This window comes from Serratia sp. NA_112.1 (assembly GCF_052691715.1).
The window spans coordinates 65,277-91,297 of sequence record NZ_JBQZFO010000010.1; the positions used below are offsets into that span (position 1 = coordinate 65,277).

Below are 26,021 nucleotides of genomic sequence, written 5' to 3' on the forward strand. Positions count from 1 at the left end.
TGGATCTGGCGATAATGAAAGAGTGGAAAACAGCGTTTTGACGATTTGACGCTGGGGCAGGGCTGCCCCAGCGCAAGAATGTGTGGATGCCCTTGAATCTCGTCCCCAGGGTGATGTAGCACCAGGCTGGCATCGAACAGGACGAATAGCATCCGTACGTATCCGGGGTTGATGAACACTCATCACAGTTGGATACAGGCGGTGCCTCACTCCACGTGTCGCCCGATGCTTGATAAAGCGCTTGCGCGTCTGTTATCGGTTTGGTTGGACGATAGGCACCATTTCTTTGGCATCATTCGGAGGCTTATGAGGCAACAATTCCGTCTAAATACGGGGCCGTCATAAATAGTTGAATGAGCAACTGGGCAGAATAATGCACTTAGCGTGCCAACTTTTCAAGTTATTTTCAATTAATTGATATTATTGAATAAAAAATAAAAACATCGCCAAAGTTATAAAATAAGTAGCCTATCCGGTGAAGAAAAAAACGCCACCCTGTCGCCAAAAACCGACAACTTAAGCCAATTAATTTTCCACCATTATAAATCAATGAGTTAAATGTCTCTTTTTAGAGACAATGAAAACAGCCTCTGTCGCAAAATACCAACAATGCTCGGCAGGCAGAACAATAAAAAGGGGCGCAATCTCTTGCGCCCCTCAGGCTACCGCTAAATGCTCGCTTAGCCCAGTTGCTTACGGGCGTTGCGGAACATGCGCATCCACGGGCTGTCTTCGCCCCACTCTTCCGGATGCCACGAGTTGCTGACGGTGCGGAATACCCGCTCCGGATGCGGCATCATCACCGTCGCGCGGCCATTGCTGCTGGTCACTGCGGTGATCCCGTTCGGTGAACCGTTCGGGTTGGCTGGGTAGGTTTCCGTTACCTGGCCGGCATTGTCCACAAAACGCAACGCCACCAGGCCGTTGCTTTCCAGCGCCGCCAGGTGCGCAGCATCGCGCACTTCAACGTGCCCTTCACCGTGCGAGACGGCGATCGGCATGCGGGAACTCGCCATGCCCTGCATGAACAGCGACGGGCTGGCCGCCACTTCCACCAGGCTGAAACGCGCTTCAAAACGGTCTGACAGGTTACGTACGAAACGCGGCCAATGTTCGGCCCCTGGGATCAGATCGCGCAGGTTCGACATCATCTGGCAACCGTTACACACCCCCAGCGCCAGGGTTTGCGGACGGTGGAAAAAGGACTCGAACTCGTCACGCACGCGATCGTTGAACAGAATCGACTTCGCCCAGCCTTCACCGGCGCCCAGTACGTCACCGTACGAGAAGCCACCGCAGGCCACCAGCGTATGGAAGTCCTGCAGGTCACGACGGCCTTCCAGCAAATCGCTCATATGCACGTCTACCGCATCAAAACCGGCGCGATGGAATGCTGCAGCCATCTCAACGTGGGAGTTAACCCCCTGCTCACGCAGCACCGCTACTTTAGGACGTGCGCCCTTGGCGATGTACGGCGCAGCAATGTCTTCTCCCGGAGCGAAACTCAGTTTGACGTTCAGGCCAGGGTCACGCTCATCCTGCTTGGCCCGGTGCTCCTGATCGGCACATTCCGGGTTATCACGCAGGCGCTGCATCTGCCAGGTGGTTTCCGCCCACCAGGTGCGCAGCGTCGCGCGGCTTTCGCTGTATACCGTTTTATCGCCCTGGGTGATCACAAAGCGATCGCCGGCCTGTACGCTGCCGATGTGGTGAACATTGTCCACCAGACCATGCTGAGCAAATACCTGCTGTACCACAGCAAGCTGGTCAGCCGTAACCTGGATCACTGCGCCCAACTCTTCATTAAACAGCGCCGCCAGTGCATCGTCGCCCAGCGCTTTGATATCCACCTGCACGCCGCAGTGGCCGGCAAATGCCATTTCCGCCAACGTGACCAACAGGCCACCGTCGGAACGGTCGTGGTAAGCCAGCAGCGCGCGGTCGGCCACCAACTGTTGCATGGCATTGAAGAAGCCCGCCAACTGCTCAACGTTACGCACGTCGGCCGGTTTGTCGCCCAGTTGACGATAAACCTGCGCCAGCGCAGTAGCACCCAGCGCGTTATGGCCGTTACCCAGATCAATCAACAACAGTGCGCTGTCACCCTTATCGGTGCGCAGCTGTGGCGTCACGGTGTGGCGGACATCTTCTACGCGAGCAAAACCGGTGATCACCAGTGACAACGGCGAGGTCATTTCGCGCTGTTCGTTGCCTTCCTGCCAGCGGGTTTTCATCGACATAGAGTCTTTGCCCACTGGAATAGTGATACCCAGCGCCGGACAAAGTTCTTCGCCCACCGCCTTCACCGCTTCATACAAACCGGCATCTTCACCCGGGTGACCGGCTGCCGCCATCCAGTTAGCGGAAAGCTTCACGCGCTTGAGCGAACCGATTTCGGTCGCTGCCAGGTTGGTCAGCGCTTCCCCGACCGCCAGACGCCCAGAGGCGGCGAAGTCCAGCAGGGCCACCGGCGCACGTTCGCCGATAGACATCGCTTCACCGTAATAACTGTCCAGACTGGCAGTGGTCACCGCGCAGTCGGCGACCGGGATCTGCCACGGGCCTACCATCTGATCGCGCGCCACCATACCGGTCACGGTACGGTCGCCAATGGTGATCAGAAAGGTTTTCTCTGCAACCGCCGGCAGATGCAGTACGCGGTTGACCGCATCATTCAGGGTGATTTCGTCACGCAGCAGCGGCTGGCCTTTGGCCTGCAGGCGGGTCACGTCACGTGTCATCTTCGGCGTTTTACCCAGCAGCACGTCCAGCGGCATGTCGATCGGCTGGTTGTCGAAATGGCTGTCATTCAGCGTCAGATGTTGTTCTTCGGTGGCTTCACCGATCACCGCATAAGGCGCACGCTCACGGCGGCAAATCTCGTCAAACTGAGCCATCTGTGCCGGTGCAATCGCCATCACATAACGTTCCTGCGATTCATTACACCAGACTTCCAGCGGGCTCATGCCCGGCTCGTCGTTCAGAATATCGCGCAGTTCGAAACGACCACCGCGGCCGCCGTCGCTGACCAGTTCAGGCATGGCGTTGGACAAGCCACCGGCACCGACATCGTGGATAAACAGAATCGGGTTTTGTTCGCCCAACTGCCAACAGCGGTCGATCACTTCCTGGCAACGACGTTCCATTTCCGGGTTGTCACGCTGTACCGAAGCGAAGTCCAGATCGGCATCAGACTGGCCGGAGGCCATCGATGATGCCGCGCCGCCGCCCAGACCGATATTCATCGCCGGGCCACCCAGCACCACCAGTTTGGCACCAACGGTGATTTCAGCTTTTTGTACGTGGTTGGCGCGAATGTTACCAATACCGCCCGCCAGCATGATCGGCTTGTGGTAGCCGCGCAGTTCCACGCCGTTATGGCTATTGACCTGCTCTTCATAGGTACGGAAGTAACCCACCAGTGCCGGACGGCCGAATTCGTTGTTGAACGCCGCACCGCCCAATGGGCCGTCGGTCATGATATCCAGAGCCGTTACAATACGGTCTGGCTTGCCGAAATCCTGCTCCCAGGGCTGTTCAAAGCCGGGAATGCGCAGGTTGGAAACCGAGAAGCCCACCAGACCGGCCTTGGGTTTGGCGCCACGACCGGTTGCGCCTTCGTCACGGATCTCACCACCGGAACCGGTAGCGGCACCCGGCCATGGGGAGATCGCCGTTGGGTGGTTATGGGTTTCCACCTTCATCAGGATATGAGTTTCTTCCTGATGGTAGTCATACTGGCCGCTTTCCGGTGCGGCGAAGAACCGACCAACCTGCGAGCCTTCCATCACCGCCGCGTTGTCTTTATAAGCCGACAGCACGTAATCCGGCGTCTGTTCGAAGGTATTTTTGATCATTTTAAACAGCGACTTCGGTTGCTGTTCACCATCGATGACCCAATCGGCGTTGAAAATTTTATGGCGGCAGTGCTCGGAGTTGGCCTGCGCGAACATGTAGAGTTCGATATCTGTCGGGTTGCGCCCCAGACCGGTAAAGGCATTCAGCAGATAGTCGATTTCGTCCTCGGCCAGTGCCAGACCCAGCTTGAGGTTAGCCTGCTCCAGCGCGCTGCGCCCTTCCCCCAGCATATCGACCCTCTGATAAGGTGCCGGCTGATGTTGAGCGAACAGTTGCTCCGCCTGTTGCAGGCTGCTGAAGACGGTTTCCATCATGCGGTCGTGCAACAAGACGGCAAGCTGCTGCCATTGGGCTTCGGTCAGCGCCTCTGCCTTGACGTAAAACGCCAGACCGCGCTCCAGCCGCAGCACCTGCTTCAAACCGCAGTTGTGGGCAATATCGCTGGCTTTGGAAGACCACGGAGAAATGGTACCCGGACGCGGCGTCACCAACAGCAGACGGCCTTCAGGGGCATGTTCGGCGAGAGAGGGGCCGTACTTGAGCAGACGCGCGAGCTTGGCGTGCTCTTCGGTATTTAGCGGCGCGCTAACATCAGCAAAGTGGACGTACTCGGCGTAGATATCACTGACAGGAAGGTGAGCGTCCTGGCAACGGGACAGCAGTTTGGTAACACGAAAAGCCGACAAAGCGGGCGAACCACGCAGTATTTCCATAATCAAAGTTCTCTCGTCTTCGAAGCAACTGACTTCAGCACTTCATTGGGCGCAACAGGGGGAAAACGCGCGCCATTATAGAGAATCTAGGCCGCCGACGAAACCGTTTGCGTAGCTATTATTGATAAAAGCTCTCCGCCCCCTCGAATTGTCATAACGTGTCAATAAAGTTGCACGCTGGCGCTTTGTTGCGCAAAATGCCCCGGCCCTGGTGATTTAACCATAAGAAAAGACTGGTTTGCGGTCAGCAGTGCATGTGTGCCACCACTGGATAACTATTTGAAACGCCTTAAAATAAACTACATTCTAATCGGTGTTGTTACCTTGCTTCTGGCGCTCGCCCTGTGGCCCAATATCACCTGGCGCGGCGGCCAGGGCGGGCAACTCGAAGAGATCAAATCACGCGGAGAGTTGCGTATCAGTACGCTAAACTCACCGTTGAACTATTTCACCACCAAGCAGGGGCCAAGCGGTCTCGACTACGAGTTGGCGAAACGCTTTGCCAACTACCTGGGCGTGAAACTGGTAGTGATCCCGCACAAGAACATTAATGACCTGTTTGACGATCTGGACGATGACGATGCCGACCTGTTGGCCGCCGGCCTGATCTACAATCAGGATCGCCTCAGTCGCGCGCGCACCGGCCCGGCTTATTATTCCGTTTCTCAACAGTTGGTTTATCGTCTGGGTACTGCCCGGCCGAAAACCTTTGCCGACATTAAAGGCAAACTGGCGGTGGCCTCCGGCTCGGCACACGTCAGAACCCTGAAACAGCTCAAACAAAGTAAATTCCCGGATCTCAGTTGGGAAGCCTCCAGCGATCTCACCTCCAAGGAGCTGTTGGAGCAGGTGGCCGACGGCAAGCTGGATTACACCCTCGGCGATTCCGTCACCATCGCGCTACTGCAACGTATCCACCCACAATTGGCCGTGGCGTTCGACGTCACCGATGAAGAACCGGTTACCTGGTACTTGAAACGTGGCACCGACGATAGCCTATATGCGGCAATGCTGGACTTCTACAGCCAGATGGTGGACGACGGCACCCTGGCGCGGCTAGAAGAGAAGTATCTCGGCCACGTAGGCAGTTTCGATTACGTCGACACCAAGACCTTCCTGTCCGCCATCGATTCGGTACTGCCGACTTTTCGCTCGCTGTTCGAAAAGTATGCCAACGAGATCGACTGGAAGCTGCTGGCGGCCATTGCCTATCAGGAATCACACTGGAACCCGCAGGCAACCTCACCGACCGGCGTACGTGGTCTGATGATGCTGACACGAGCCACTGCCGACGGCCTGGGGGTTAACGATCGTCTCGATCCCGAGGAAAGTATTCAGGGCGGTGCCCTCTACCTGCAAAGGCTGATGGCCAAGGTGCCCGACAGCGTGCCCGAAGATGAACGTATCTGGTTCTCACTGGCGGCCTACAACATGGGCTGGGGCCATATGCTCGATGCCCGTAAGCTGACCAAAATGCAAAAAGGCAATCCGGACAGTTGGGTCGACGTCAAACAGCGTCTGCCGATGCTCAGCCAGAAACGCCACTACCCGCAATTAACCTACGGCTATGCGCGTGGGCGCGAAGCCTATAACTACGTGGAAAACATTCGCCGCTATCAGGTTAGCCTGGTGGGTTATTTGCAAGAAAAGGAGAGAAAGGCGACGCAGGAAGCGGCCGAGCAGGTGGAACTGGGGAAAGGCTATCCGGCCGTGACACCGGAGTTGGCACTGAATTTCTGATTATTCCGGCTTGTTATCCACAGCGGTGCGCTGCGCCTGCTTCAACGCCTTTTTCTGCTCACGACGCAGGCGGAAAAAGTTGCTCAGCGTAGCGGCACACTCCTCGGCCAACACGCCGGACAGGATCTCCACCTGATGATTCATGCCCGGATGGCGCAAAATATCCACCAGCGATCCTGCTGCACCGGTTTTCACATCGGCTGCACCGTACACCAACCGACGAATACGACTGTGCACCATAGCCCCGGCGCACATCACACAGGGTTCCAGGGTCACATACAGAGTAGCATTCAGCAGACGGTAATTCTGTAGCACTGCCCCGCCCTGCCGTAACGCCATGATCTCCGCATGCGCCGTCGGATCGTGGCGGCCAATCGGCCGGTTCCAGCCTTCGCCAATCACCTGATTATCCAGCACCAGCAGTGCACCTACCGGCACTTCACCCTCTTCCTGCGCACGCAGGGCCAACCGCAATGCCTGACGCATCCAGTATTCATCGTTATATTCAGTCATTGCATCATTCCTCGTGCACTTTGCGGCGGGCATTATACACAGTAGCCCCTTTTGTCGCAGCCACTCGACTATACTGGCCGAATAACAGTGTTTTTCTGGGACAGGAAACATGAAATTCAGCAAAAAGAATGCCGTCGTGGTGCGTAAGGCGCTGGATGGTTGGGTCGGTGAAGGGGCATTAACCACACAACAGCAGCAACAACTGTTGCAACATGTCGAAGTGCAGCCCTTCGACTGGCGACGACTGGCACGTTATGCGTTTCTCGCCGCACTGGCTTCTCTGGTGATTGCCATCAGCAGCCTGTTCGCCGACAACGAGCTGCTTTATCGCTTGAGCAAACTGTTCCGCTTCGACGCACCGGTGCGCATGACTATCGCCGCCGTGGTAGCCGCACTTTGCTATATCTGGGCGCTGCGCCGCCGTCGGCGCCATCCGGAAAAACGCTACGGCAATGAGGCAGCGCTGTTCGTTGCCGTGCTGTTTACCGCCTGTGCCCTGTGGCAGATGGGCGTCTGGCTGGATAACGGCAGCGGCCGGGTTTCACTTCTGCTGATATTCGCCGCCCTATTGTATGGCGTAATTGGCTGGTTCAGCCGCTCCGGGCTGGTGTGGTGGTTTGCCCTTCTGTCACTCGGCAACGCCTTCGGCGCCGAAACCGGTTATATGTCCGGCTGGGGAGCTTATTGGCTGGGCATGAGCTTCCCGATGCGCTTTATCGCCTTCGGGGTGGTCCTGATCGCCGCGGCTTTGCTGTTACGACCGCTGCTCGCCAGCCGCGGGCTGGAACGAGTTTCCCTGGCGATGGGCTTGTTGTATCTGTTTATTGCCCTGTGGTTACTGTCAATCTTTGGCAATTATGGTGACCTCGACAGTTGGTACAATGCTCGTCAGATAGAACTGTTCCACTGGAGCCTGTTGTTCGGCCTGGTCGCCGTCGGCTGCATTTGGCTGGGGCTAAAACGTGACGACGGCATGCTGCGCGGGTTCGGCCTGACTTTCCTTGGCATTAACCTCTATACTCGCTTTTTCGAGTTTTTCTGGGACGCGATGCCAAAGGCGATTTTCTTTGTGCTGCTTGGCCTGAGCCTGTGGGCATTAGGCCACTACGCTGAAAAAATATGGCAACTGGGCCGCAAACCGCACGACCTGACCGATGATTAACATCCGGCCTCCTCTGCAGCGCAGCTAACAGCAGGGTGGTTTAAAAGACAGCGGGTATAGCGCGAAATTGCGATAGATCATAAACAATTAATAATTAGCGGAGTAATGTTTAAGGCAAGCAATAAAGCTTTTATCAAGGAGTGAGTTATGGCTGCCTCAACTTTCTTTATCCCTTCCGTCAATATGATCGGTTCCGGTTGTCTGAACGATGCGGCGAACACCATGAAGCAACAAGGATTGCGCCACGCATTGATCGTGACCGACAAAGTGCTGAATAACATTGGCGTAGTCGCTCAGGTTCAACAGTTACTTGCTGCACAGCAGATTGAAAGCTGCGTTTATGACGGCACCCACCCTAACCCAACTACCCTTAACGTGCAGCAGGGTCTGGCCCTGCTGCAAGAACACCGCTGCGATTGCGTAGTTTCTCTTGGCGGCGGCTCGCCACACGACTGCGCCAAAGGGATCGCGCTGGTCGCGACCAACGGCGGAGAGATCAAGGATTATGAAGGTGTCGATCGCTCTGCCAAACCGCAGTTGCCGATGGTTGCCATCAACACCACCGCCGGCACCGCGTCTGAAATGACCCGTTTTTGCATCATTACCGACGAAGCACGCCACATCAAAATGGCGATTGTCGATAAACACGTCACCCCAATCCTGTCGGTCAACGATCCGCACCTGATGGCCGGCATGCCAAAAGGACTGACCGCCGCCACCGGGATGGATGCATTAACCCATGCGATTGAAGCCTACGTTTCCAGCGCCGCCAACCCGATTACCGACGCCTGCGCGCTGAAAGCCGTCACCATGATTGCCGAATCGCTGCGCGACGCGGTCGCCGACGGTAGCAATATGCAGGCGCGTGAAAATATGGCCTACGCCCAGTTCTTGGCCGGAATGGCCTTCAATAACGCTTCTCTCGGTTATGTGCACGCCATGGCGCACCAACTCGGCGGTTTCTACGATCTGCCGCATGGGGTATGTAACGCGGTGCTGCTGCCACACGTGCAGGAGTTCAACGCCCGGGTTTGTGCACCACGGTTGAAAGACATCGCCGTCGCCATGGGGCTGGATGTGAAGCACCTTAACGATCCACAGGGCGCTGCTGCCTGTATCGCCGCCATTCGTTTGCTGGCGAAAGACGTCGGCATCCCAGCTGGGCTGCTCGATTTAAAAGTGAAAGAGCAGGATTTCGATACGCTGGCGGCCAATGCGCTGAAAGACGCCTGCGGCTTCACTAACCCGATACAAGCCACCCACGAACAGATTGTCGCCATCTTCCGCGCGGCAATGTAAGCTTCAAAAATATAAAAGGGCGGATAATCCGCCCTTTTGCTATTCCAATTGCTGCAACTCACCCAGCTTACTGACCCGCCAGCGGTGCTCGCAGAAATACAGCAAGGGGTTATCCTGCTTGCTGTCGCTGTAACCACTGTATAGCTTGAGCGGCGTACCGAGACGCTGTTCCAACTGGGTCACCTTCTGGACCCCCAGGCAACGCAGAGCCAGTACCCAACCGCCGTAACGCCGTACAATACGGCTACCTACCAGGTGAACCCGCGGCAGAAAAGCAGAGTCCTGATACACCTGTTCCACCAAACGCTCCGGCGAACCGGTGATCAGCCATACCTGCGTATCATGCGCTTCGAGATACTGACGCAGACGCATTTGCACCACCGGGAAGGCGGTCACCTTATCGCGGAAATAGCTGACAAAGCGCTGTTCCAGCGCCTTTAAGCGAGCCTCCGAGCGACCAAAGGTAATCGACCACAGCAGCACACTCATCGGCCAGCGGGCAGCACGGCCCATCACCAATAGCGTCAGCCCGACAACCGGCAACAACGGCACCACCAGCAACAAATTCAATGGCAGATGGCGCAACAAGAAACGCAAGAAACTGCCAAACATGTCTTCCTGATGCAGCGTGCCGTCCAGATCAAAGAACACCACACGGCGGCCTTCCGCGGCCTGTTGGCTCTGTTTCTCGCTCAAGCGCTACTCCTCAGGATCGTTGAATCCCATTATCCAGGTGAAAATAAATCCAGCGGCAATGGTAATCACCAGCCCCGTCAGATACAACATCACCTTACCCGAGACAATGGTTAACGCCAAAGGTAAACCCGAGATACCAAAGGTGATCACCGTAGCCACCTTCCAGTAGCTGATCAGCGCCCCACCCACAGCACCGCCGAGACACGCAGCGATAAAGGGCCTCCCCAGCGGCAAGGTCACCCCGAAAATCAAAGGTTCGCCAATGCCGAGAATACCGACCGGCAACGCCCCTTTTATTACCTTTTTCAGCCGTGCATTACGGGTTTTCATTAATACGGCCAGCGCAGCCCCGACCTGACCGACACCCGCCATCGCCAAAATCGGCAACAGTGGGTTAGAACCGTGTGCCTGCACCAGTTCGACGTGGATCGGCACCAGCCCCTGATGTAAACCGGACAGCACCAACGGCAGGAACAACCCGGACAGCACTGCGCCCACCAGCAGGCCCCCTTTGTCGATCGCCAGGTTAGCACCGTGGGCGATGGCATCAGAAATGTAGCCGCCCAACGGCTGCAGGATCACGATCGCCAACGATGCGGTCACCAGGGTGGTGATCAGCGGATTGAGGATCAGCTCGATCGACTCCGGCAACCAATTACGCAGGCGCTTTTCAACCCAGCACATCAACGCCACCACCAGCAGCACCGCAATCACCCCACCGCGCCCAGGCTGCAATGCCTCACCGAATAAAGTGATTTGCGCCAACGCCGGGCTGGAGAGAATACCGGCCATAACGCCGCCCATCGCCTGAGAACCGCCAAACACCCTGGCGGCGTTAACCCCGACCAGAATATTCATGATGGCGAACACTGCGCTGCCAAAAATCGCCAGCAGCCCCAGCACGTTGGGGTAATTTAGCGCCAGTTCGCCGGCAATATCCGGCCGTTTCAGCAGGTTAATGATGCCGGTAATCAGGCCGGAGGCGATGAACGCCGGTATCAATGGAATAAAGACATCGGCCAGCTTTTTCAGCGCGCCGCTCACTGGCGCAGCATACTTTTGTTTGGCTTGTGCTTTATTACGGGCGACATCATCCCCGCTGTCCACGGCAGGCGGTGCGCCGGTGAGCAGTGAACGCATGGCATCGACCACCTTGGCGGCGGCCCCAGGGCCGACGATAAACTGGTGCTGTTCGCCCTGTTTGATGTAGCCCTTAACACCCGGTAACTGCCTGAGCGCCGCCAGGTCAAGGCGTTGCTCATCGCTAACCTCGACACGGACTCGTGTCATGCAGTTCTCCAGCCGGAGGATATTCTCCTCACCGCCAATGCCCGCCAGGATCTGTGTCGCTAGTCCCGTTGTCTTGTCCATCGCCCGCCCCTGGTGTGGTTTAGCGCATCAATGCCGCGCGCAAATAGCCGTCATGCTGTTGTAAGCGCTGCTGCGCCTCTTGTGCGTCGATATCGGCCAGAATCATCAGGATTGCCGGTTTGACTTCAAAACCGGTCTGCGTCAGCGCCGCTTCGGCCTGACTGCGCTCGGCACCGGTGGCTTCCACCACGATGCGGCAGGCGCGATCCACCAGTTTTACGTTGGTAGCCTTCACGTCCACCATCAGGTTTTCATAAACTTTACCCAGTTTGACCATCGCCCCGGTCGACAGCATGTTCAGCACCAGTTTCTGCGCAGTGCCGGACTTCAAACGCGTCGAACCGGTCAGGGCTTCCGGCCCCACCACCGGTGAAATAGCCACCTGCGCCTCATGGGCGATCGGCGAATCCGGGTTACAGGAAATCGCCGCCGTTGGGCAGCCCAATTGGCGTGCATAGCGCAGAGCACCTATCACATAAGGTGTGCGCCCGGATGCTGCCAGTCCTACCACCATGTCGGTGGCGGTCAAATCCAGCGCGACGAGATCTGCCTCGCCCAGCGCCGCATCATCCTCCGCACCTTCCACCGCTTTGAGCAGCGCGCCCGGGCCACCGGCAATCAACCCTATCACCATGCCATGCGGCACGCCGAAGGTCGGTGGACATTCGGAGGCATCCAACACCCCAAGGCGGCCGCTGGTGCCGGCCCCCAGATAAATCAACCGCCCACCGGCCTTCAACGCCGCAGCCGCCAGATCCACCGCTTGTACGATGGCCGGCAATACTTTTTCAATCGCCTCCGGTACCTTACGGTCTTCCTGGTTAAAGCAGCTCACCATCTCCAGCGTCGACATCTCATCGAGCCCCATGGTGGCCGGATTGCGGGTTTCGGATACTAATGCGCCCAAGTTCATTTTTTCACCTTTGAATTTTTAATTCTAAAAACAAAATCATTATTTGAATATTTTATTCAACAAAGCGAGCGCTTTTTGCTATTTTAGAGACTGGCTCACAAAAAATTTTCACTGCGCGTTTTCGCCATCGCCGTGGCAGAATGACGTCTGGTTTCCAGGGGATTACCAATGAGTACCCTTCTTCGTATTCGTCAGATGTATCCAACGCTGGCTCAAAATGACCGCAAGCTGGCGGACTTTCTGCTGCATAACGCCGAACAGGCGCGACATCTCAGCTCGCAAAAGCTGGCCCAACTGGCCGGCATCAGTCAGTCGAGCGTGGTGAAGTTTGCTCAGAAGATGGGTTACAAAGGCTTCCCGGCACTAAAACTGGCGCTGAGTGAAACCCTGGCCCAACCGCAAACAGAGCCCGTAGTTACGGTACATAACCAGATCCTCAGCAGTGATGTCTTGAAAACCGTCGGTGAAAAACTGTTGGTTGAAAAGCAGGCAGCGCTGCGTGCCACACTGGACATCAATAGTGAGGAACGCCTGCATCAGGCACTGGAAATGTTGCGTCAGGCGCGAAGGGTTATTTTGCTGGGGGTAGGGGCTTCCGGCCTGGTCGCCAAAGATTTCTCCTATAAGTTACTTAAAATTGGCGTGATGGCAGTAGCCGAGCAGGATATGCACGTCCAGTTGGCAACGGTTCAGGCGCTGGACAAGCGGGATTTGTTATTGGCCATTTCGTTCAGCGGCGAACGACGGGAAATCAACCTGGCGGCGGAAGAAGCCCGCCTGGCCGGCGCTAAAGTGCTGGCGCTGACCAGCTTCTCACCGAACGGCCTGCAGCAACGTGCCGACCACTGCTTATATACCATCGCCGAAGAGCCCAATACCCGCAGCGCGGCTATCTCTTCCAGCACCGCTCAATATGCCCTCACCGATCTGCTGTTTATGGCCTTAATTCAGCACGATCTTGATCACGCCCGCGTTAGAATAAAACACAGCGAACAATTAGTGAAAAAACTCGTCTGAATCGTATAATGCCCATGCCACAAACACCAGGATATAAAAAACACATCTAAAAATAGAGCGTGTGGCGTTTATTGTTTAAATTCCGTCCAGAATTTAAACAAGCATGGATAGCAATATATTGATAACCGAGTTCTTATGAAAACACATACAGAAATTTTAAATAAAACCCACATACTCGCAACATCACCCGTGGTCCGCCATTTTTTACTTTTCGTTGTCGCTTCGTTGATATTAATAAAAGCCATGGGTTATGGCGGTGCCAAAGGGATTGATGTCCTATTTATTTCACTTAGCCTGTTATTATTATCTAAAATCCCCCTCACTCGGTACTTTTTGGTTATACCCTATATTATATTTTGTGCCATTTATGCCCCGGTCGGCGTGATCTACGGCCCACCTTCCGTTCCCGTGGTGTCGGCCCTGTTTCAAACCAACCGGGCGGAAGCCGTCGAATTTCTGCACACCATACCTGCCAGCTGCTATCTATTACCCAGCGCCACACTGCTAACGTTGTTTATTCTTGCTCGCTATAGCTGGCAGCGTTCGCTCCCGATAAAAAAAATATTACCATTCTTGGTAATTTTTATCGTTTTGCTGTTCGCCAGGATACTCAGTGGGGGAGTGGAAAATCTTAAATTAGTGAATTTCTTTTCCTCGCTGATTTCTTCATACCACAGCTACAACCAACAAATGGCAGAAATTGAAACCGGCACCTTGGCTCACCCTAACTGGATAGTAGATGCAGGGAATAGCACCCAGGCTAACTATGTGATAATCGTTGGCGAAAGCATGCGTAGAGACTATATGTCATCATTCGGTTATGCGACACCGACCACCCCCTTCCTGGATAACGTGAACGGGACCTTTTACAGTGATTATATATCCACCGCATCGAACACGTTCGAATCTCTGCCGAGAACCCTGGCATTGAGCGAGGGGAAAAGCAGCAATATTGCAGATAACATTATTACGCTGGCGAAAGCGGCAGGATTACACACCCATTGGTTTTCCAATCAAGGTTTGATTGGCCAATTTGATTCACCGGTTTCCAAAATAGCCATGTTCAGTGATGAACGCCGCTTCCTGAAAAAAGGGGATTATCAATCACGTAATACCGATGATGATGAGCTGTTACCCCTGCTGCAAAGCGCATTGGCTAATAATGGTCTGGGAAATCTGTATGTTTTGCATATCATGGGATCTCACTCAGACTTTTGCGAACGCCTCGGTGACGAACTGCCGATTTTCACCAGCGATAACGCTGAGCTCGCTTGTTATCTTTCAACCTACCGCAAGACAGACCGCTTCATCGAGCATGCTTATCGGATGCTGCAAGCGACTCACACCCCCTTTAAATTAATCTATTTCTCTGACCACGGCCTTTCTCACCGAGAAATTGACGGTAAACTTTACCTGCGCCATGGCGGCAATTATTGGCAGAATTATGAAGTGCCCCTACTGGTGCTTTCTGATTCGGACCGACAACGGACTCTTATTGAGGATCCGCATAGTGCCTTTGACTTCCTCAGTCTGTTTGCCCAACAGGCGGGGATCACCATTACCCGGCCACAATTATCTTCAGCGGTAATGGCACAAGACAAGAGGCACGTCTTCAATGGTCAGGAAATGGTTGATTTTGATCAGTTGGCCAACGACCCACCGGAGTTACTATGACGGCCCGGTTAAGCGCATCTGCTGCTACAGGTGAAAAAACGCCCGGAAAAATGGGTTTTATGATAGATTGCGCGCCTGTTCGTGTGCACCGATTAAAAGATAACTGACATGGCACTGTTGATTACCAAGAAATGCATCAACTGCGATATGTGCGAACCCGAATGCCCTAATCAGGCTATTTCGATGGGCAAGGATATCTACCAGATTGATACCGATCGCTGTACCGAATGCGTCGGCCACTACGATGTTCCCACCTGCCAGCAGGTGTGCCCTATCGATAACACTATTGTGGTTGATCCACAGCACAACGAAACCAACGAACAGCTGTGGGACAAGTTTGTGGTGCTGCACCACGCCGACCGCCTCTGACCACTGCGGTCAGATCAACAAGGGCACCGACAGGCGCCCTTGGGTTTTGTCGCCGGACAAAACTGTTACCCTTCGATAATCACCGTGGCACAGGCATAGCGGCGTTCATCCGCCAGCGAAACATGAATCGAGGTTACCCCCATCTCCTGCGCCAGCTCGGCAGCGCGAGCATGCAGGCGGATATTCGGCTTGCCGAGACCGTCGTTGAACACCTCAAACTGATTAAATGCCAGCCCATTGCGGATACCGGTGCCAAACGCCTTGGCGACGGCTTCTTTCACCGCAAACCGTTTGGCCAGAAAGCGTACCGGCTGCTGATGTTGCTGGTACAGTTCCCATTCAGCCTCGCTCAGCACGCGACGTGCCAGACGATCGCCACTGCGCTCCACGACCGCTTCGATGCGCGCCATTTCGACAATGTCGGTGCCCAGCCCCAGCACCGCCATTAGCGACGCGCTTCGCGCATCAGCAACTTCATGTCTGTCACCGCTGCCGGCAACCCACACATCACTGCCTGGCCGATTATTGCATGACCGATATTCAGCTCATGAATTTCCGGTAGGGCCGCTATCGGCTGAACGTTATGGTAAGTCAGGCCGTGGCCGGCGTTGACCTTCAGGCCTTTCTCTGCGGCATAGGTCGCGGCAACAGCAATGCGGTGCAGCTCGGTTTTCACCGCCAGTTCACCTTCAGCTTCGGCATAGGCACCGGTATGAATTTCGATATAGGGAGCGCCCACTGCAACCGCCGCATCGATCTGACGATGGTCCGGATCGATAAACAGCGAAACCAGAATGCCGGCCTTCGCCAAACGCTCAACCGCGATGGCCATCTTGTCTTGCTGCCCGGCGACGTCCAGTCCACCTTCGGTAGTTACTTCTTCACGCTTTTCCGGTACCAGGCAACAAAAGTGCGGCTTCAGCTCAATAGCGATATCCAGCATTTCATCGGTCACGGCCATTTCCAGATTCATGCGCGTCTGGATGGTCTGGCGCAAAATGCGAACGTCGCGATCGGTGATATGACGGCGGTCTTCACGCAGATGTACGGTGATCCCGTCGGCCCCTGCCTGCTCGGCAATAAATGCCGCCTGAACCGGATCCGGGTATTGGGTTCCGCGCGCGTTACGTAACGTGGCGATGTGATCGATATTGACGCCCAACAGCAAATCAGCCATGACAACCCTCTAAAAAACGATTTTCAGTGACCGTAGTTTACACTCGGTGACAGTGCTGCAAAAGGGAAAAGGTCAGGCGTCGTCGACCGGCGGATCCGGCTGTTTACGGACAAACTGACGAAACAACTCGCGGCTCTTCAGTGGTTTGCCCCTCAAGTAGGGTTTGAGTGCCATGCGGGTGAAACGTTTGGCGGCACGCAAGGTTTGCACGTCTGGGAACTGGCGCTCTGCCAGCGCACGCAGCTCACGGCCGGTAAAGCTGTAATGGTCCACCACCAGGCTGGCGATAAAGCCTTTTTCCTCGCGGTAGCGGTAAGTCATGCCGTCGTCCACCGGCAGGCCACTACCGGCACAGTGCAGGAAATCCAGGCCGTAGCCCAGGTGATTGAGCAAGGCCAATTCGAACTGACGTAGTGCCTGCTCCGGCGAAACGTCTTCTGCCGCCAACGCCTGCAAACATTGCAGATAATCGAAGAATAATACCGAGTAATTGGCTTCCTGCTCCAGTACCCGTGACAGCAGTTCATTCACGTACAGGCCGCTGTAGAGCATCATGCCGCTAAGGGGTAAACCGAGAGAGACCGCTTCGGCGCTACGCAGCGTTTTGACTTCGCCACGACCGCCCCAGCGTACCAGCAGAGGAGTAAAGGGTTGCAGGCAACCCTTTAAATTGGAACGGCGGCTGCGCGCGCCTTTTGCCAGCAAACGCACCCGCCCATGACCTTCGGTAAACATATCCAGCATCAGGCTGGTTTCACTGTACGGTCGTCCATGCAGGACGAAAGCGCGTTCCCAGCCGTCCATTAGTGGGTTTATTTCAGGTCGTCGGTATAGCCCAGGCTACGCAACGCACGTTCGTCGTCCGCCCAGCCCGATTTCACTTTCACCCACAGCTCCAGATGAACTTTGGTTTCGAACATTTGTTCCATATCCTGGCGAGCTTCGATACCGATGGTTTTGATCTTGGCGCCTTTGTTGCCGATGACCATTTTCTTTTGGCCTTCACGCTCAACCAGGATCAGCCCGTGGACGTTGTAACCGCCACGTTCATTCGGCACAAATTGTTCGATCTCAACCGTCACCGAGTAAGGCAGTTCTTCACCCAGGAAACGCATCAGCTTTTCACGGATAATTTCCGACGCCATAAAGCGCTGCGAACGGTCGGTGATGTAATCGTCCGGGAAGTGGTGTTCCGCTTCCGGCAGTACCTTACGCGCGATAGCCGCGATGGTATCCACGTTCATGCCTTTTTCAGCAGAGATCGGCACTACGTCGAGGAAGTTCATCTGCTGGCTGAGGAACGCAATGTGCGGCAACAGCTTGGATTTGTCAGTAACGTTGTCGACCTTGTTGATCGCCAGCAGGACCGGGCATTTCAGGCTACGCAGCTTGTTGACCACCATTTCATCGTCGGCGGTCCAGTTGGTCCCTTCCACAACGAAGATCACCAGCTCGACATCGCCGATTGAGCTGCTGGCCGCGCGGTTCATCAAACGGTTGATGGCGCGTTTTTCTTCGATGTGCAGACCCGGGGTGTCGACGTAAATGGCCTGATAGGCGCCATCGGTATCGATACCCATAATGCGGTGACGGGTCGTCTGTGGTTTACGCGAGGTGATGGAGACTTTTTGCCCCAGCAGTTGGTTCAGCAACGTGGACTTGCCCACGTTGGGGCGACCGACTATCGCAATAAAACCACAGTATTGTTTCTCTTCGCTCATTCAAGCTCCAGCTTTATTAACGCTTGTTCCGCTGCCGCTTGTTCGGCTTTACGGCGGCTTGAGCCGGTTCCCACGACGGGTTCGCTCAAACCACTCACCTGACAGTGGATAGTAAATTCCTGATCGTGCGCCTCACCGCGAACCTGCACCACCAGATAAGAAGGTAACGGCAGATGACGACCCTGCAAAAACTCCTGCAAACGGGTTTTTGGGTCTTTCTGCTTATCACCGGGGCTGATTTCGTCCAACCGGCTGCGATACCAGTCCAAAATCAGTCGTTCAACAGTTTGGATGTCACTATCCAGGAACACGCCGCCAATCAAGGCTTCCACCGTATCCGCCAGGATTGATTCGCGGCGGAATCCACCACTTTTCAACTCACCCGGGCCAAGACGCAGACATTCGCCCAGATCAAACTCACGCCCCATTTCTGCCAGCGTATTACCGCGCACCAGCGTGGCGCGCATACGGCTCATATCGCCCTCGTCTACGCGAGGAAAACGCTGGAACAGCGCATTGGCGATGACAAAACTGAGAATGGAGTCACCCAGAAACTCAAGACGTTCATTGTGTTTACTGCTGGCGCTACGGTGAGTTAACGCTTGCAGTAAGAGCTCCTGCTGTTGAAAAGTGTAGCCCAGCTTCCGCTGCAGCCTATTTATTACGATGGGGTTCATGAGTTACCAATAGATCAAGAATGCGTCAAAAACTTGCAGCATACGGAACAGGCCTGCTTTGCCGAAAGCCAATCCAAAGCTGTTTCGTTTGCAGTGGCTCCCAACAGGGAGCCAACTTTTTATCGCTAGAGCCGGTATTCTACAACGAGTGGAAATATAATGCTGCGTTTATAGACGCTGGATTAATGAATTCCACCGATGCGGCTAAATCTTACGCCGGTAGGCCATTCGCCTTCCTGCTTTTCAAAACTCATCCAGATAGCCGTGGCCTTGCCTACCAGATTTTTCTCCGGTACGAAGCCCCAATAGCGGCTGTCAGCGCTGTTGTCGCGGTTATCACCCATCATGAAGTAATGACCCGCCGGCACAACCCATTCCGCCAACTGTTTGCCCGGCTGCTGATAGTAAGCGCCTACCTGATCCTGCGTGCCCGGCACGGTCAGAATATGGTGAGAAACATTACCCAGCGTTTCCTGGCGTTCACGCAGGCGAATGCCACCCTGCGGCACGTTTTCACTCAGTGGGATCGGGTAGAAACCGTTGCTGGCCTCACCCATGCCGCTGCGGCTGAACAGCTGCACAAAATCACTTGGCTGTGCGTCGTTATAAGTCACGGCCAATGCAGTATCGCATGACTGGCCGCTATTACACGAAGGCTGAACGGTCACACGCTTATTGATCGGATCGTAACTCACACGGTCGCCCGGCAGACCAATCACGCGCTTGATATAATCGAGTTTCGGATCCAGCGGATATTTAAATACCGCAATATCCCCGCGTTTCGGATGACCGGTTTCAATTAGCGTGGTCTGGGTAATAGGATCTTTAATGCCGTAGGCATATTTCTCCACCAGAATAAAATCGCCAATCAACAACGTCGGCATCATGGAACCGGACGGGATTTGGAAAGGTTCGTAAATAAACGAACGCACCACAAAGACCAGCAGCAATACCGGGAAAACCGATGCGCCGGTTTCAATCCAACCCGGTTGTTTCGCCACTTTTGCCAGCGTTTTCTCGTCTACGGCACCCGCTGTCTGTGCATTCACCGCCGCAATCTTCGCTCGGCGGGCCGGCGCCCATCTGAAGCGCTCAAAAGCCCAGATGATCCCGGTCACCAAGGTGGCCAGTGCCAGGATCAGGGCAAACATATTCGCCATGCAAACTCCCTAGTTTCGCGACTTTATCGCTGTTACTTACTTGTCCTTGCCAACGTGCAGAATGGCCAGGAACGCTTCTTGCGGCAACTCGACGTTACCCACCTGCTTCATGCGTTTCTTACCGTCTTTCTGTTTCTGCAGCAGCTTCTTCTTACGGCTGACGTCACCGCCATAGCATTTCGCCAAAACGTTTTTACGCAGCTGTTTCACCGTCGAACGCGCGATGATATGGGTACCGATCGCGGCCTGGATGGCAATATCGAACTGCTGACGTGGGATCAGCTCTTTCATCTTCTCTACCAGCTCACGGCCACGGTACTGCGAATTATCGCGGTGAGTGATCAGCGCCAACGCATCCACGCGCTCGTTGTTGATCAACACGTCGACACGCACCATGTCAGAGGTCTGGAAGCGTTTGAAGTTGTAATCCAGTGACGCATAACCGCGCGAGGTAGATTTCAGACGGTCGAAGAAGTCGAGTACCACTTCTGCCATTGGAATTTCGTAAGTCAGCGCAACCTGATTACCGTGGTAAACCATGTTGGTCTGCACGCCGCGTTTCTCGATACACAGAGTGATCACGTTACCCAGGAATTCCTGCGGCATCAGCATGTGGCATTCGGCGATCGGTTCACGCAGCTCTTCGATGTTATTGAGTGGCGGCAGCTTGGATGGGCTATCAACGTAGATAGTCTCTTTGCTGGTGGTTTCCACTTCATACACTACCGTTGGCGCGGTGGTGATCAGCTCCAGATCGTATTCACGCTCCAGACGTTCCTGAATGATCTCCATGTGCAACAGGCCGAGGAAGCCACAGCGGAAGCCGAAGCCCAGCGCAGTGGAGCTCTCTGGCTCGTAGAACAGAGAGGCGTCGTTCAGGCTCAGCTTGCCCAGCGCATCGCGGAAGGATTCATAGTCGTCGGAGCTGATCGGGAACAAGCCTGCGTAAACCTGCGGCTTCACTTTTTTGAAGCCCGGCAAGGCTTTGTCCGCCGGTTGACGAGCCAGTGTCAGGGTATCGCCCACCGGTGCGCCAAGGATGTCTTTAATTGCACAGACCAACCAGCCTACTTCACCACAGTTTAACACGTCGCGATCGACACGTTTCGGGGTGAAGATGCCCAGACGATCGGCATTATAGGTTTGGCCGGTGCTCATGACCTTGATCTTGTCGCCCTTACGCATGGTGCCATTCTTGACGCGCACCAAGGAAACTACGCCCAGGTAGTTATCGAACCAGGAGTCAATGATCAGTGCCTGCAGTGGCGCTTCCGGATCGCCTGCCGGCCCCGGAATATCACGCACCAGGCGTTCGAGCACTTCTGGTACGCCAACGCCGGTTTTGGCCGAGCAACGCACCGCATCGGTAGCGTCGATACCAACGATGTCTTCAATTTCCTGCGCGGCGCGATCGGGATCGGCTGCCGGCAAGTCAATTTTGTTCAGTACCGGCACCACTTCCAGATTCATATCCAGCGCGGTGTAGCAGTTGGCCAGCGTCTGGGCTTCTACGCCCTGCCCGGCATCAACCACCAGCAGTGCGCCTTCACAGGCGGCCAGTGAACGGGAAACCTCGTAGGAGAAGTCAACGTGCCCAGGCGTGTCGATAAAGTTGAGCTGGTAGGTTTGGCCGTCTTGCGCCTTATAATCCAGCGTCACGCTCTGCGCTTTGATGGTAATGCCACGCTCGCGCTCAAGATCCATAGAATCGAGCACCTGCGCGGCCATTTCACGTTCGGTCAAGCCACCGCAGATTTGGATAATACGGTCGGACAGCGTCGACTTACCGTGGTCAATGTGGGCAATAATGGAGAAATTTCGTATGTGCTTCATTATAAAAGTTTTTCTGCCTTGGTATTTCTGAATTACTCGCCTATAGAAACCCGCATGGACCTAAAGCGACAGTGAATGGGTTCGGCCGTCTTGCGCCTGAATCGCTGCATTCTACATGCCACACCACTGAAAACCTAGCGATCGGTGCAGCGAAGGCGTTCTATTATGTACACTTTAATGTTACAGAGCGCTCCGGGTTATGAAAGCGGATGTTAACAAAGCCCAACGCGGTCAAAACGGTAAGTGATAACAATCTTCCCCCCATATTGCCTCGCCTGCCGCTGTCAGGATCGTGTATTAATACATAACCGCCAATAACGCAATAAACCCTCTCCTAATTCCGAATAAAATAATATTCGGATCAACATCTTAGAATTGTACTTTGCTCTCCGGGCTTTAGGAAAAACCCGATGTACGCTCGCCGGCTGCTCCTATAGAAATGAAGGTGAACACCGCGATAAAACATAATTCAGGGCACTACATCGGCATGCCCACCGGGGTTCACCAGCATATCTCTGCGTGTTGATTGGAAGGTGCATAATGATCGATAAAGGGCAAATGCTGAGCCGGCACGATTTTTCAAAGGTCAATTGGGGCATTCTTGCAGCGGCAGCGCTGCTGCTAACTCTCGGTGCGGCACTGCTGTTGCTGCCGCTGCTGAGCAACATGGATGAAAATGAGGTACTGACCTTACTGCAAACCGGCGCAGCGACTATTTTACTCGGCTGTATCCTGCTGGCACTGCGCCATTACCTGCGGCCGGCATTGACCTATCGCCTGTACGAACACGGTGTCCGGGTGATTAACCCATATAGTCATAAAGAACGATTTATTCCCTTTGAAAAAATTGGTGATATTTATCGTTTTCGCGGCGGTCGTTTGTTCAGAGGAGTCTTGGATGTAATGGCGTTTCGCGCGTCGGCCGATCACCCCTGGTGTCCGGTGTTCAGCAATGTTTCCCACTCCATGCGGCTGGCCGATACCATTATCGCTCAGCAGATCCAACAGCGTGGACCACTGGCCTTGAATGCACTGTATCAGGGGGAAGTGCTGTCATTTCACTATCTCAGTTGCGGCGCTCGCTGGCTGACTCAATTGCTGGCTGACCATCGGAAAGGACAATCGGCCCAAACGTTGAACCTGAGTTCAACGGCACTGATCACACCTCAGGGGTCTATCCCGATTGAGCAGATCCGCGAACTGGAAAATAATCCGCAGCGCGGCACCATTCGCCTGTTGGATAATCAGGGCAATGCATTATTTACTATCGGCTATTTTTCGCTGCTCAGCGCCGATCTGTTTATCGCGCTGCTGGAGCATATGATCTACACCCGCATCACCGCCTACCATAACCCGGCGATGACGCGGCAGCAGTTTTAACACAGAGGCTGGTTTTCCGTTTTCAGGCGCATGGCCCCAGGCGGTAAACCAATTTGCAGAACGACGGGTTGGTAATTTGCCTGTTCACCGAGGCGGTGTGCCAAACTACGCGCCAACATAAAGGCCGCAACACCGCCGAGCAGTGCGCCAATCGCGGCAGAAGCATCGGTACCCAGCCAGTATTGCAACAGACTGCCCCCCAGCATCATGCCCAATAGCGGCGTCAGATAAACCAGCATTGCTGAGCGCAGCAGGCTGCCTTCCGCAATCCCCACCTCAACCCGCTGTCCCGGTTCAAGTGGCTGCGCGATATGAACCTGTAACTGGTGTTCGGTTTCCGGCACCAGTTCATTCAACGCCCGTGCGCCACAGCCAGAACGGGCAGTACAACTGCCACATCCGGCTTTCGGCTCACAGCGCAGCAGCGCCACGCCCTGTTGCCACGAAACGACCGTGGCCCACTCTTTCATCATTGTGGTGACACCTTGAAGGAAATGCTGTCAGCGATTCGCTTGGCCGTTGCCGGCGGCAGTTCGCCAACGATAGTGATCTCATTGCCGTTACGGACTTCGGTTTGGATAGTACGACGACCCTGGCGATAATATTGCTGGCCGGCACCGCTGCCCGCAGGGCTGACGTTGACCGAAAAACTGAACAAGCCGTCGCTGTAGAGCCGCGACTCAACGGGTTCGGTCACATTCGGCAACTTGCGGCGGTTACGTGCAACTTCATCGACCCCAGCAGGCAACCAGCCGGTGCTCCAGCTCAACTTGATTTTATCTACCGCCGGGAGCGACAGCAAGGGTGGCAGGTTAGCCTTGATCAGCCCCTGCATTGCGCCTTGTACTTGCGATCCGACGACAAACGAAATCACCCGGTACTGTTCAAGCGTTTCGCCATCACGGTCGATCAAATCCACCCGTAACGGCAGCTTGGTAGCTTCATCCATCCAGACAATATAGTTATAGCGTGAACCATCACGAGCAACCACGCGGATCACTTCGCAGGGACGATCGGAAATGCGGGTGCTGCCGACGGAGATAAAATCGTAATATTTCGCCAGACGGTCAAAATCAGCATAAACAATGGCCGGCAACGCATCGACGATGTGATCGCCCGACAGCGTAAAGGGCTCCAGGCCGGGTTCGAAATAGCTAATCCCACCACCCCGTTGCAGCACTTCACGGCGCGGACCGTCCATATGCAGTAATTGGCCGAGCGGCTGCTGGTCAATCACCGCATGACGATAGCGCAGTGATTCAATCCCCTGCTTGCTGATGCTGATATAGGCGAGTTCATAATTGAGCGAACGGCTGGCACTGCTCATCTGTTGTAACAACGCCCCGGACGCAGAGGGCTGCGCCGGGGCGATGTTTGAGTAGAGCAGGCTGCCCGTCAATAGACAGACGGAGAACCAAATTTGCTTCATTACTGCTGTTGCATTCCTAAAGACTGAGTTCCGGGAACCTGAACGGCAGCCTGTTGTGGGGTGCTTTGCTCAAGCTGCAGTTGATCAGAATGCAAACGACGTTGCAACTCATAATCCTGCAGCATAGCGTTAATGCGTTTGCGCTGTTCCTGCACCTGCTGCTGTTGACCGCTGCCGGTGGAGAAACTGTCTGCCGGTACGCCGAGGCTAACCGGTGACGCCTGCCCCATGATTGGCAGGGTATTAAACGCCGGTGATTCAGCGGCACCAGATTGTGCAGCCGGTTGGTTGTATTGCTGTACGCCTACAATCACCGCCAGCGACACGCAGGCCGCCATACCAATCTGAGTGATCTGACTAGCCCAAGGGCGGACTTTGTGCCAGAACGGCATTTTCTGCCAGGTGTGAGGTTGCGGCTGAGATTCCGGAACTGCAGAAGGAACCAGACGTGCAGGTTCTTTCTCAAGTGCAGCAGCAACACGATCTGCGATATCGAGATGCATGACTTGTCCGATATCACCCCGTAGTGTGTCACGTATCAGGTGATAGCTCTGCCAGCTTTGTTGAAGCGCTCTGTCTTTAGACAACGAACTCAGCAGCTCGCTGTCGAGCGATTCCCCATCCATCAGAGCGGAAAGCTTTTCTTTCTGCATGCCTAAGTACCCTTCCTGTGTCCGCCATTGCTAACGTTGAATCAGCGGTTGAACTTTATTATCGATAGCCTCCCTGGCGCGGAAAATACGCGAACGTACGGTTCCGACCGGGCAATCCATGATGGCAGCTATCTCTTCGTAGCTTAAACCATCCAGCTCCCGCAGGGTAATCGCCATGCGAAGATCCTCAGGGAGAGACTCAATGGTACGGAAAACTATCTGTCTCAGCTCTTCTGACAACATTAAGTTCTCAGGGTTCGAAATTTCTTTCAGTGCACCCGCACTTTCGTAATTTTCGGCATCGTTGGCATCCACATCGCTGGATGGCGGACGACGGCCCTGAGCCACCAAATAATTTTTTGCCGTATTCACAGCAATTCGATACAACCAGGTATAGAAAGCGCTATCCCCACGGAACGATTCCAGTGCGCGATAGGCTTTAATAAACGACTCCTGTACCACATCAGGCACATCGCCCTGCGGTACATACCGGGAAACGAGACTCGCCACTTTATGCTGGTAACGAATTACCAGTAAGTTAAACGATTGCTGATCGCCCTTTTGGACCCGCTCAACCAGAACTTGATCCGTTAACTGCTCGCTCATCCGAGGTAAACTCTCCCCAAATCCGTCTCCACGCGTAAAATTGTACTGCCAGCCATACAT

The 26,021-nt window shown here is 54.8% G+C and carries 23 protein-coding genes; 7 read left to right on the forward strand and 16 right to left on the reverse strand.

Annotated features, from left to right (window positions below; genetic code table 11):
• Positions 1 to 680: 680 nt before the first annotated feature.
• A complete protein-coding gene (gene purL, locus ACUTQ5_RS17660; protein WP_445652297.1) occupies positions 681 to 4,571 on the reverse strand; it encodes a phosphoribosylformylglycinamidine synthase in 3,891 nt (1,296 codons plus the stop codon).
• Positions 4,572 to 4,850: 279 nt separating this feature from the next.
• Between purL and mltF the strand changes: the two genes are divergently transcribed.
• On the forward strand, positions 4,851 to 6,311 hold the full coding sequence (mltF, locus tag ACUTQ5_RS17665) for a membrane-bound lytic murein transglycosylase MltF (RefSeq protein ID WP_445652298.1): 1,461 nt from the start codon (positions 4,851 to 4,853) through the stop codon (positions 6,309 to 6,311).
• Here mltF and tadA read toward each other — a convergent pair whose 3' ends face one another.
• Positions 6,312 to 6,857, reverse strand: coding sequence for a tRNA adenosine(34) deaminase TadA (gene tadA, locus ACUTQ5_RS17670; protein WP_445652299.1), 546 nt, complete (start codon positions 6,855 to 6,857; stop codon positions 6,312 to 6,314).
• Between the two features lie 76 nt (positions 6,858 to 6,933).
• Here tadA and ACUTQ5_RS17675 point away from each other — a divergent pair, with 76 nt between their 5' ends.
• Together ACUTQ5_RS17675 and yiaY are read left to right on the forward strand one after the other, a co-directional pair.
• A complete protein-coding gene (locus ACUTQ5_RS17675; protein WP_445652300.1) occupies positions 6,934 to 7,986 on the forward strand; it encodes a DUF2157 domain-containing protein in 1,053 nt (350 codons plus the stop codon).
• A gap of 147 nt (positions 7,987 to 8,133) precedes the next feature.
• Complete coding sequence (gene yiaY / locus ACUTQ5_RS17680; RefSeq protein ID WP_445652301.1) at positions 8,134 to 9,285, forward strand: L-threonine dehydrogenase; 1,152 nt, start codon at positions 8,134 to 8,136, stop codon at positions 9,283 to 9,285.
• Between the two features lie 39 nt (positions 9,286 to 9,324).
• Here the strand turns inward: yiaY and yfhb are convergent, their stop codons facing one another.
• The 3 genes from yfhb to murQ are packed head-to-tail and all read right to left on the reverse strand — an operon-like array spanning position 9,325 to position 12,265.
• Positions 9,325 to 9,981 (reverse strand): phosphatidylglycerophosphatase C, encoded by a 657-nt coding sequence (gene yfhb, locus ACUTQ5_RS17685; RefSeq protein WP_445652302.1) that lies wholly within the window; start codon positions 9,979 to 9,981, stop codon positions 9,325 to 9,327.
• Between the two features lie 3 nt (positions 9,982 to 9,984).
• A complete protein-coding gene (locus ACUTQ5_RS17690; protein ID WP_445652303.1) occupies positions 9,985 to 11,352 on the reverse strand; it encodes a PTS transporter subunit EIIC in 1,368 nt (455 codons plus the stop codon).
• A gap of 19 nt (positions 11,353 to 11,371) precedes the next feature.
• On the reverse strand, positions 11,372 to 12,265 hold the full coding sequence (gene murQ / locus ACUTQ5_RS17695) for an N-acetylmuramic acid 6-phosphate etherase (protein ID WP_445652304.1): 894 nt from the start codon (positions 12,263 to 12,265) through the stop codon (positions 11,372 to 11,374).
• A 168-nt stretch (positions 12,266 to 12,433) separates the two neighbouring features.
• On the opposite strand from murQ, the gene ACUTQ5_RS17700 reads away from it, so the two are divergent.
• The 3 genes from ACUTQ5_RS17700 (at position 12,434) to ACUTQ5_RS17710 (ending at position 15,325) form a co-directional block, all read left to right on the forward strand.
• A complete protein-coding gene (locus ACUTQ5_RS17700; protein ID WP_445652305.1) occupies positions 12,434 to 13,282 on the forward strand; it encodes a MurR/RpiR family transcriptional regulator in 849 nt (282 codons plus the stop codon).
• A 135-nt stretch (positions 13,283 to 13,417) separates the two neighbouring features.
• The gene (locus ACUTQ5_RS17705; RefSeq protein ID WP_445652306.1) at positions 13,418 to 14,956 is read left to right on the forward strand and encodes a phosphoethanolamine transferase; all 1,539 of its coding nucleotides are present in this window, start codon (positions 13,418 to 13,420) and stop codon (positions 14,954 to 14,956) included.
• A gap of 108 nt (positions 14,957 to 15,064) precedes the next feature.
• Entirely contained in the window at positions 15,065 to 15,325 is a 261-nt protein-coding gene (locus tag ACUTQ5_RS17710) for a YfhL family 4Fe-4S dicluster ferredoxin (RefSeq protein WP_445652307.1), read from the forward strand.
• 65 nt (positions 15,326 to 15,390) lie between these two features.
• Here the strand turns inward: ACUTQ5_RS17710 and acpS are convergent, their stop codons facing one another.
• The 7 genes from acpS to lepA form a co-directional block, all read right to left on the reverse strand.
• Positions 15,391 to 15,771 carry a holo-ACP synthase gene (gene acpS, locus ACUTQ5_RS17715; RefSeq protein WP_017893718.1) on the reverse strand — a complete coding sequence of 127 codons (381 nt, stop codon included), beginning with the start codon at positions 15,769 to 15,771 and terminating at the stop codon, positions 15,391 to 15,393.
• On the reverse strand, positions 15,771 to 16,502 hold the full coding sequence (gene pdxJ, locus ACUTQ5_RS17720; protein ID WP_445652308.1) for a pyridoxine 5'-phosphate synthase: 732 nt from the start codon (positions 16,500 to 16,502) through the stop codon (positions 15,771 to 15,773). The genes acpS and pdxJ overlap by 1 nt, the downstream gene beginning before the upstream one ends.
• 72 nt (positions 16,503 to 16,574) lie before the next feature.
• Positions 16,575 to 17,306 (reverse strand): DNA repair protein RecO, encoded by a 732-nt coding sequence (gene recO, locus ACUTQ5_RS17725; protein ID WP_445652309.1) that lies wholly within the window; start codon positions 17,304 to 17,306, stop codon positions 16,575 to 16,577.
• 8 nt (positions 17,307 to 17,314) lie between these two features.
• Positions 17,315 to 18,223, reverse strand: a complete 909-nt coding sequence (gene era, locus ACUTQ5_RS17730) for a GTPase Era (RefSeq protein WP_012146374.1) — start codon at positions 18,221 to 18,223, stop codon at positions 17,315 to 17,317.
• Positions 18,220 to 18,900, reverse strand: a complete 681-nt coding sequence (gene rnc, locus ACUTQ5_RS17735) for a ribonuclease III (protein WP_012146375.1) — start codon at positions 18,898 to 18,900, stop codon at positions 18,220 to 18,222. Before rnc ends, era begins: the two co-directional genes overlap by 4 nt.
• A gap of 182 nt (positions 18,901 to 19,082) precedes the next feature.
• Entirely contained in the window at positions 19,083 to 20,060 is a 978-nt protein-coding gene (lepB, locus tag ACUTQ5_RS17740; RefSeq protein ID WP_445652310.1) for a signal peptidase I, read from the reverse strand.
• A gap of 36 nt (positions 20,061 to 20,096) precedes the next feature.
• Positions 20,097 to 21,893 (reverse strand): translation elongation factor 4, encoded by a 1,797-nt coding sequence (lepA, locus tag ACUTQ5_RS17745; RefSeq protein ID WP_445652311.1) that lies wholly within the window; start codon positions 21,891 to 21,893, stop codon positions 20,097 to 20,099.
• 540 nt (positions 21,894 to 22,433) lie between these two features.
• Between lepA and ACUTQ5_RS17750 the strand changes: the two genes are divergently transcribed.
• On the forward strand, positions 22,434 to 23,273 hold the full coding sequence (locus ACUTQ5_RS17750; RefSeq protein WP_445652312.1) for a hypothetical protein: 840 nt from the start codon (positions 22,434 to 22,436) through the stop codon (positions 23,271 to 23,273).
• Here the strand turns inward: ACUTQ5_RS17750 and rseC are convergent.
• From rseC to rpoE, 4 genes are read right to left on the reverse strand one after another with little or no spacing between them, the layout of a single operon-like run.
• Positions 23,270 to 23,746, reverse strand: a complete 477-nt coding sequence (rseC, locus tag ACUTQ5_RS17755) for a SoxR-reducing system protein RseC (protein WP_445652313.1) — start codon at positions 23,744 to 23,746, stop codon at positions 23,270 to 23,272. The two genes, ACUTQ5_RS17750 and rseC, sit on opposite strands and share 4 nt — an antisense overlap.
• Positions 23,743 to 24,702, reverse strand: coding sequence for a sigma-E factor regulatory protein RseB (gene rseB, locus ACUTQ5_RS17760; protein WP_445652314.1), 960 nt, complete (start codon positions 24,700 to 24,702; stop codon positions 23,743 to 23,745). Before rseB ends, rseC begins: the two co-directional genes overlap by 4 nt.
• Positions 24,702 to 25,355, reverse strand: a complete 654-nt coding sequence (gene rseA, locus ACUTQ5_RS17765; RefSeq protein WP_012146381.1) for an anti-sigma-E factor RseA — start codon at positions 25,353 to 25,355, stop codon at positions 24,702 to 24,704. The genes rseB and rseA overlap by 1 nt, the downstream gene beginning before the upstream one ends.
• A gap of 30 nt (positions 25,356 to 25,385) precedes the next feature.
• Positions 25,386 to 25,961 carry an RNA polymerase sigma factor RpoE gene (rpoE, locus tag ACUTQ5_RS17770; protein ID WP_261414198.1) on the reverse strand — a complete coding sequence of 192 codons (576 nt, stop codon included), beginning with the start codon at positions 25,959 to 25,961 and terminating at the stop codon, positions 25,386 to 25,388.
• Positions 25,962 to 26,021: the final 60 nt, after the last annotated feature.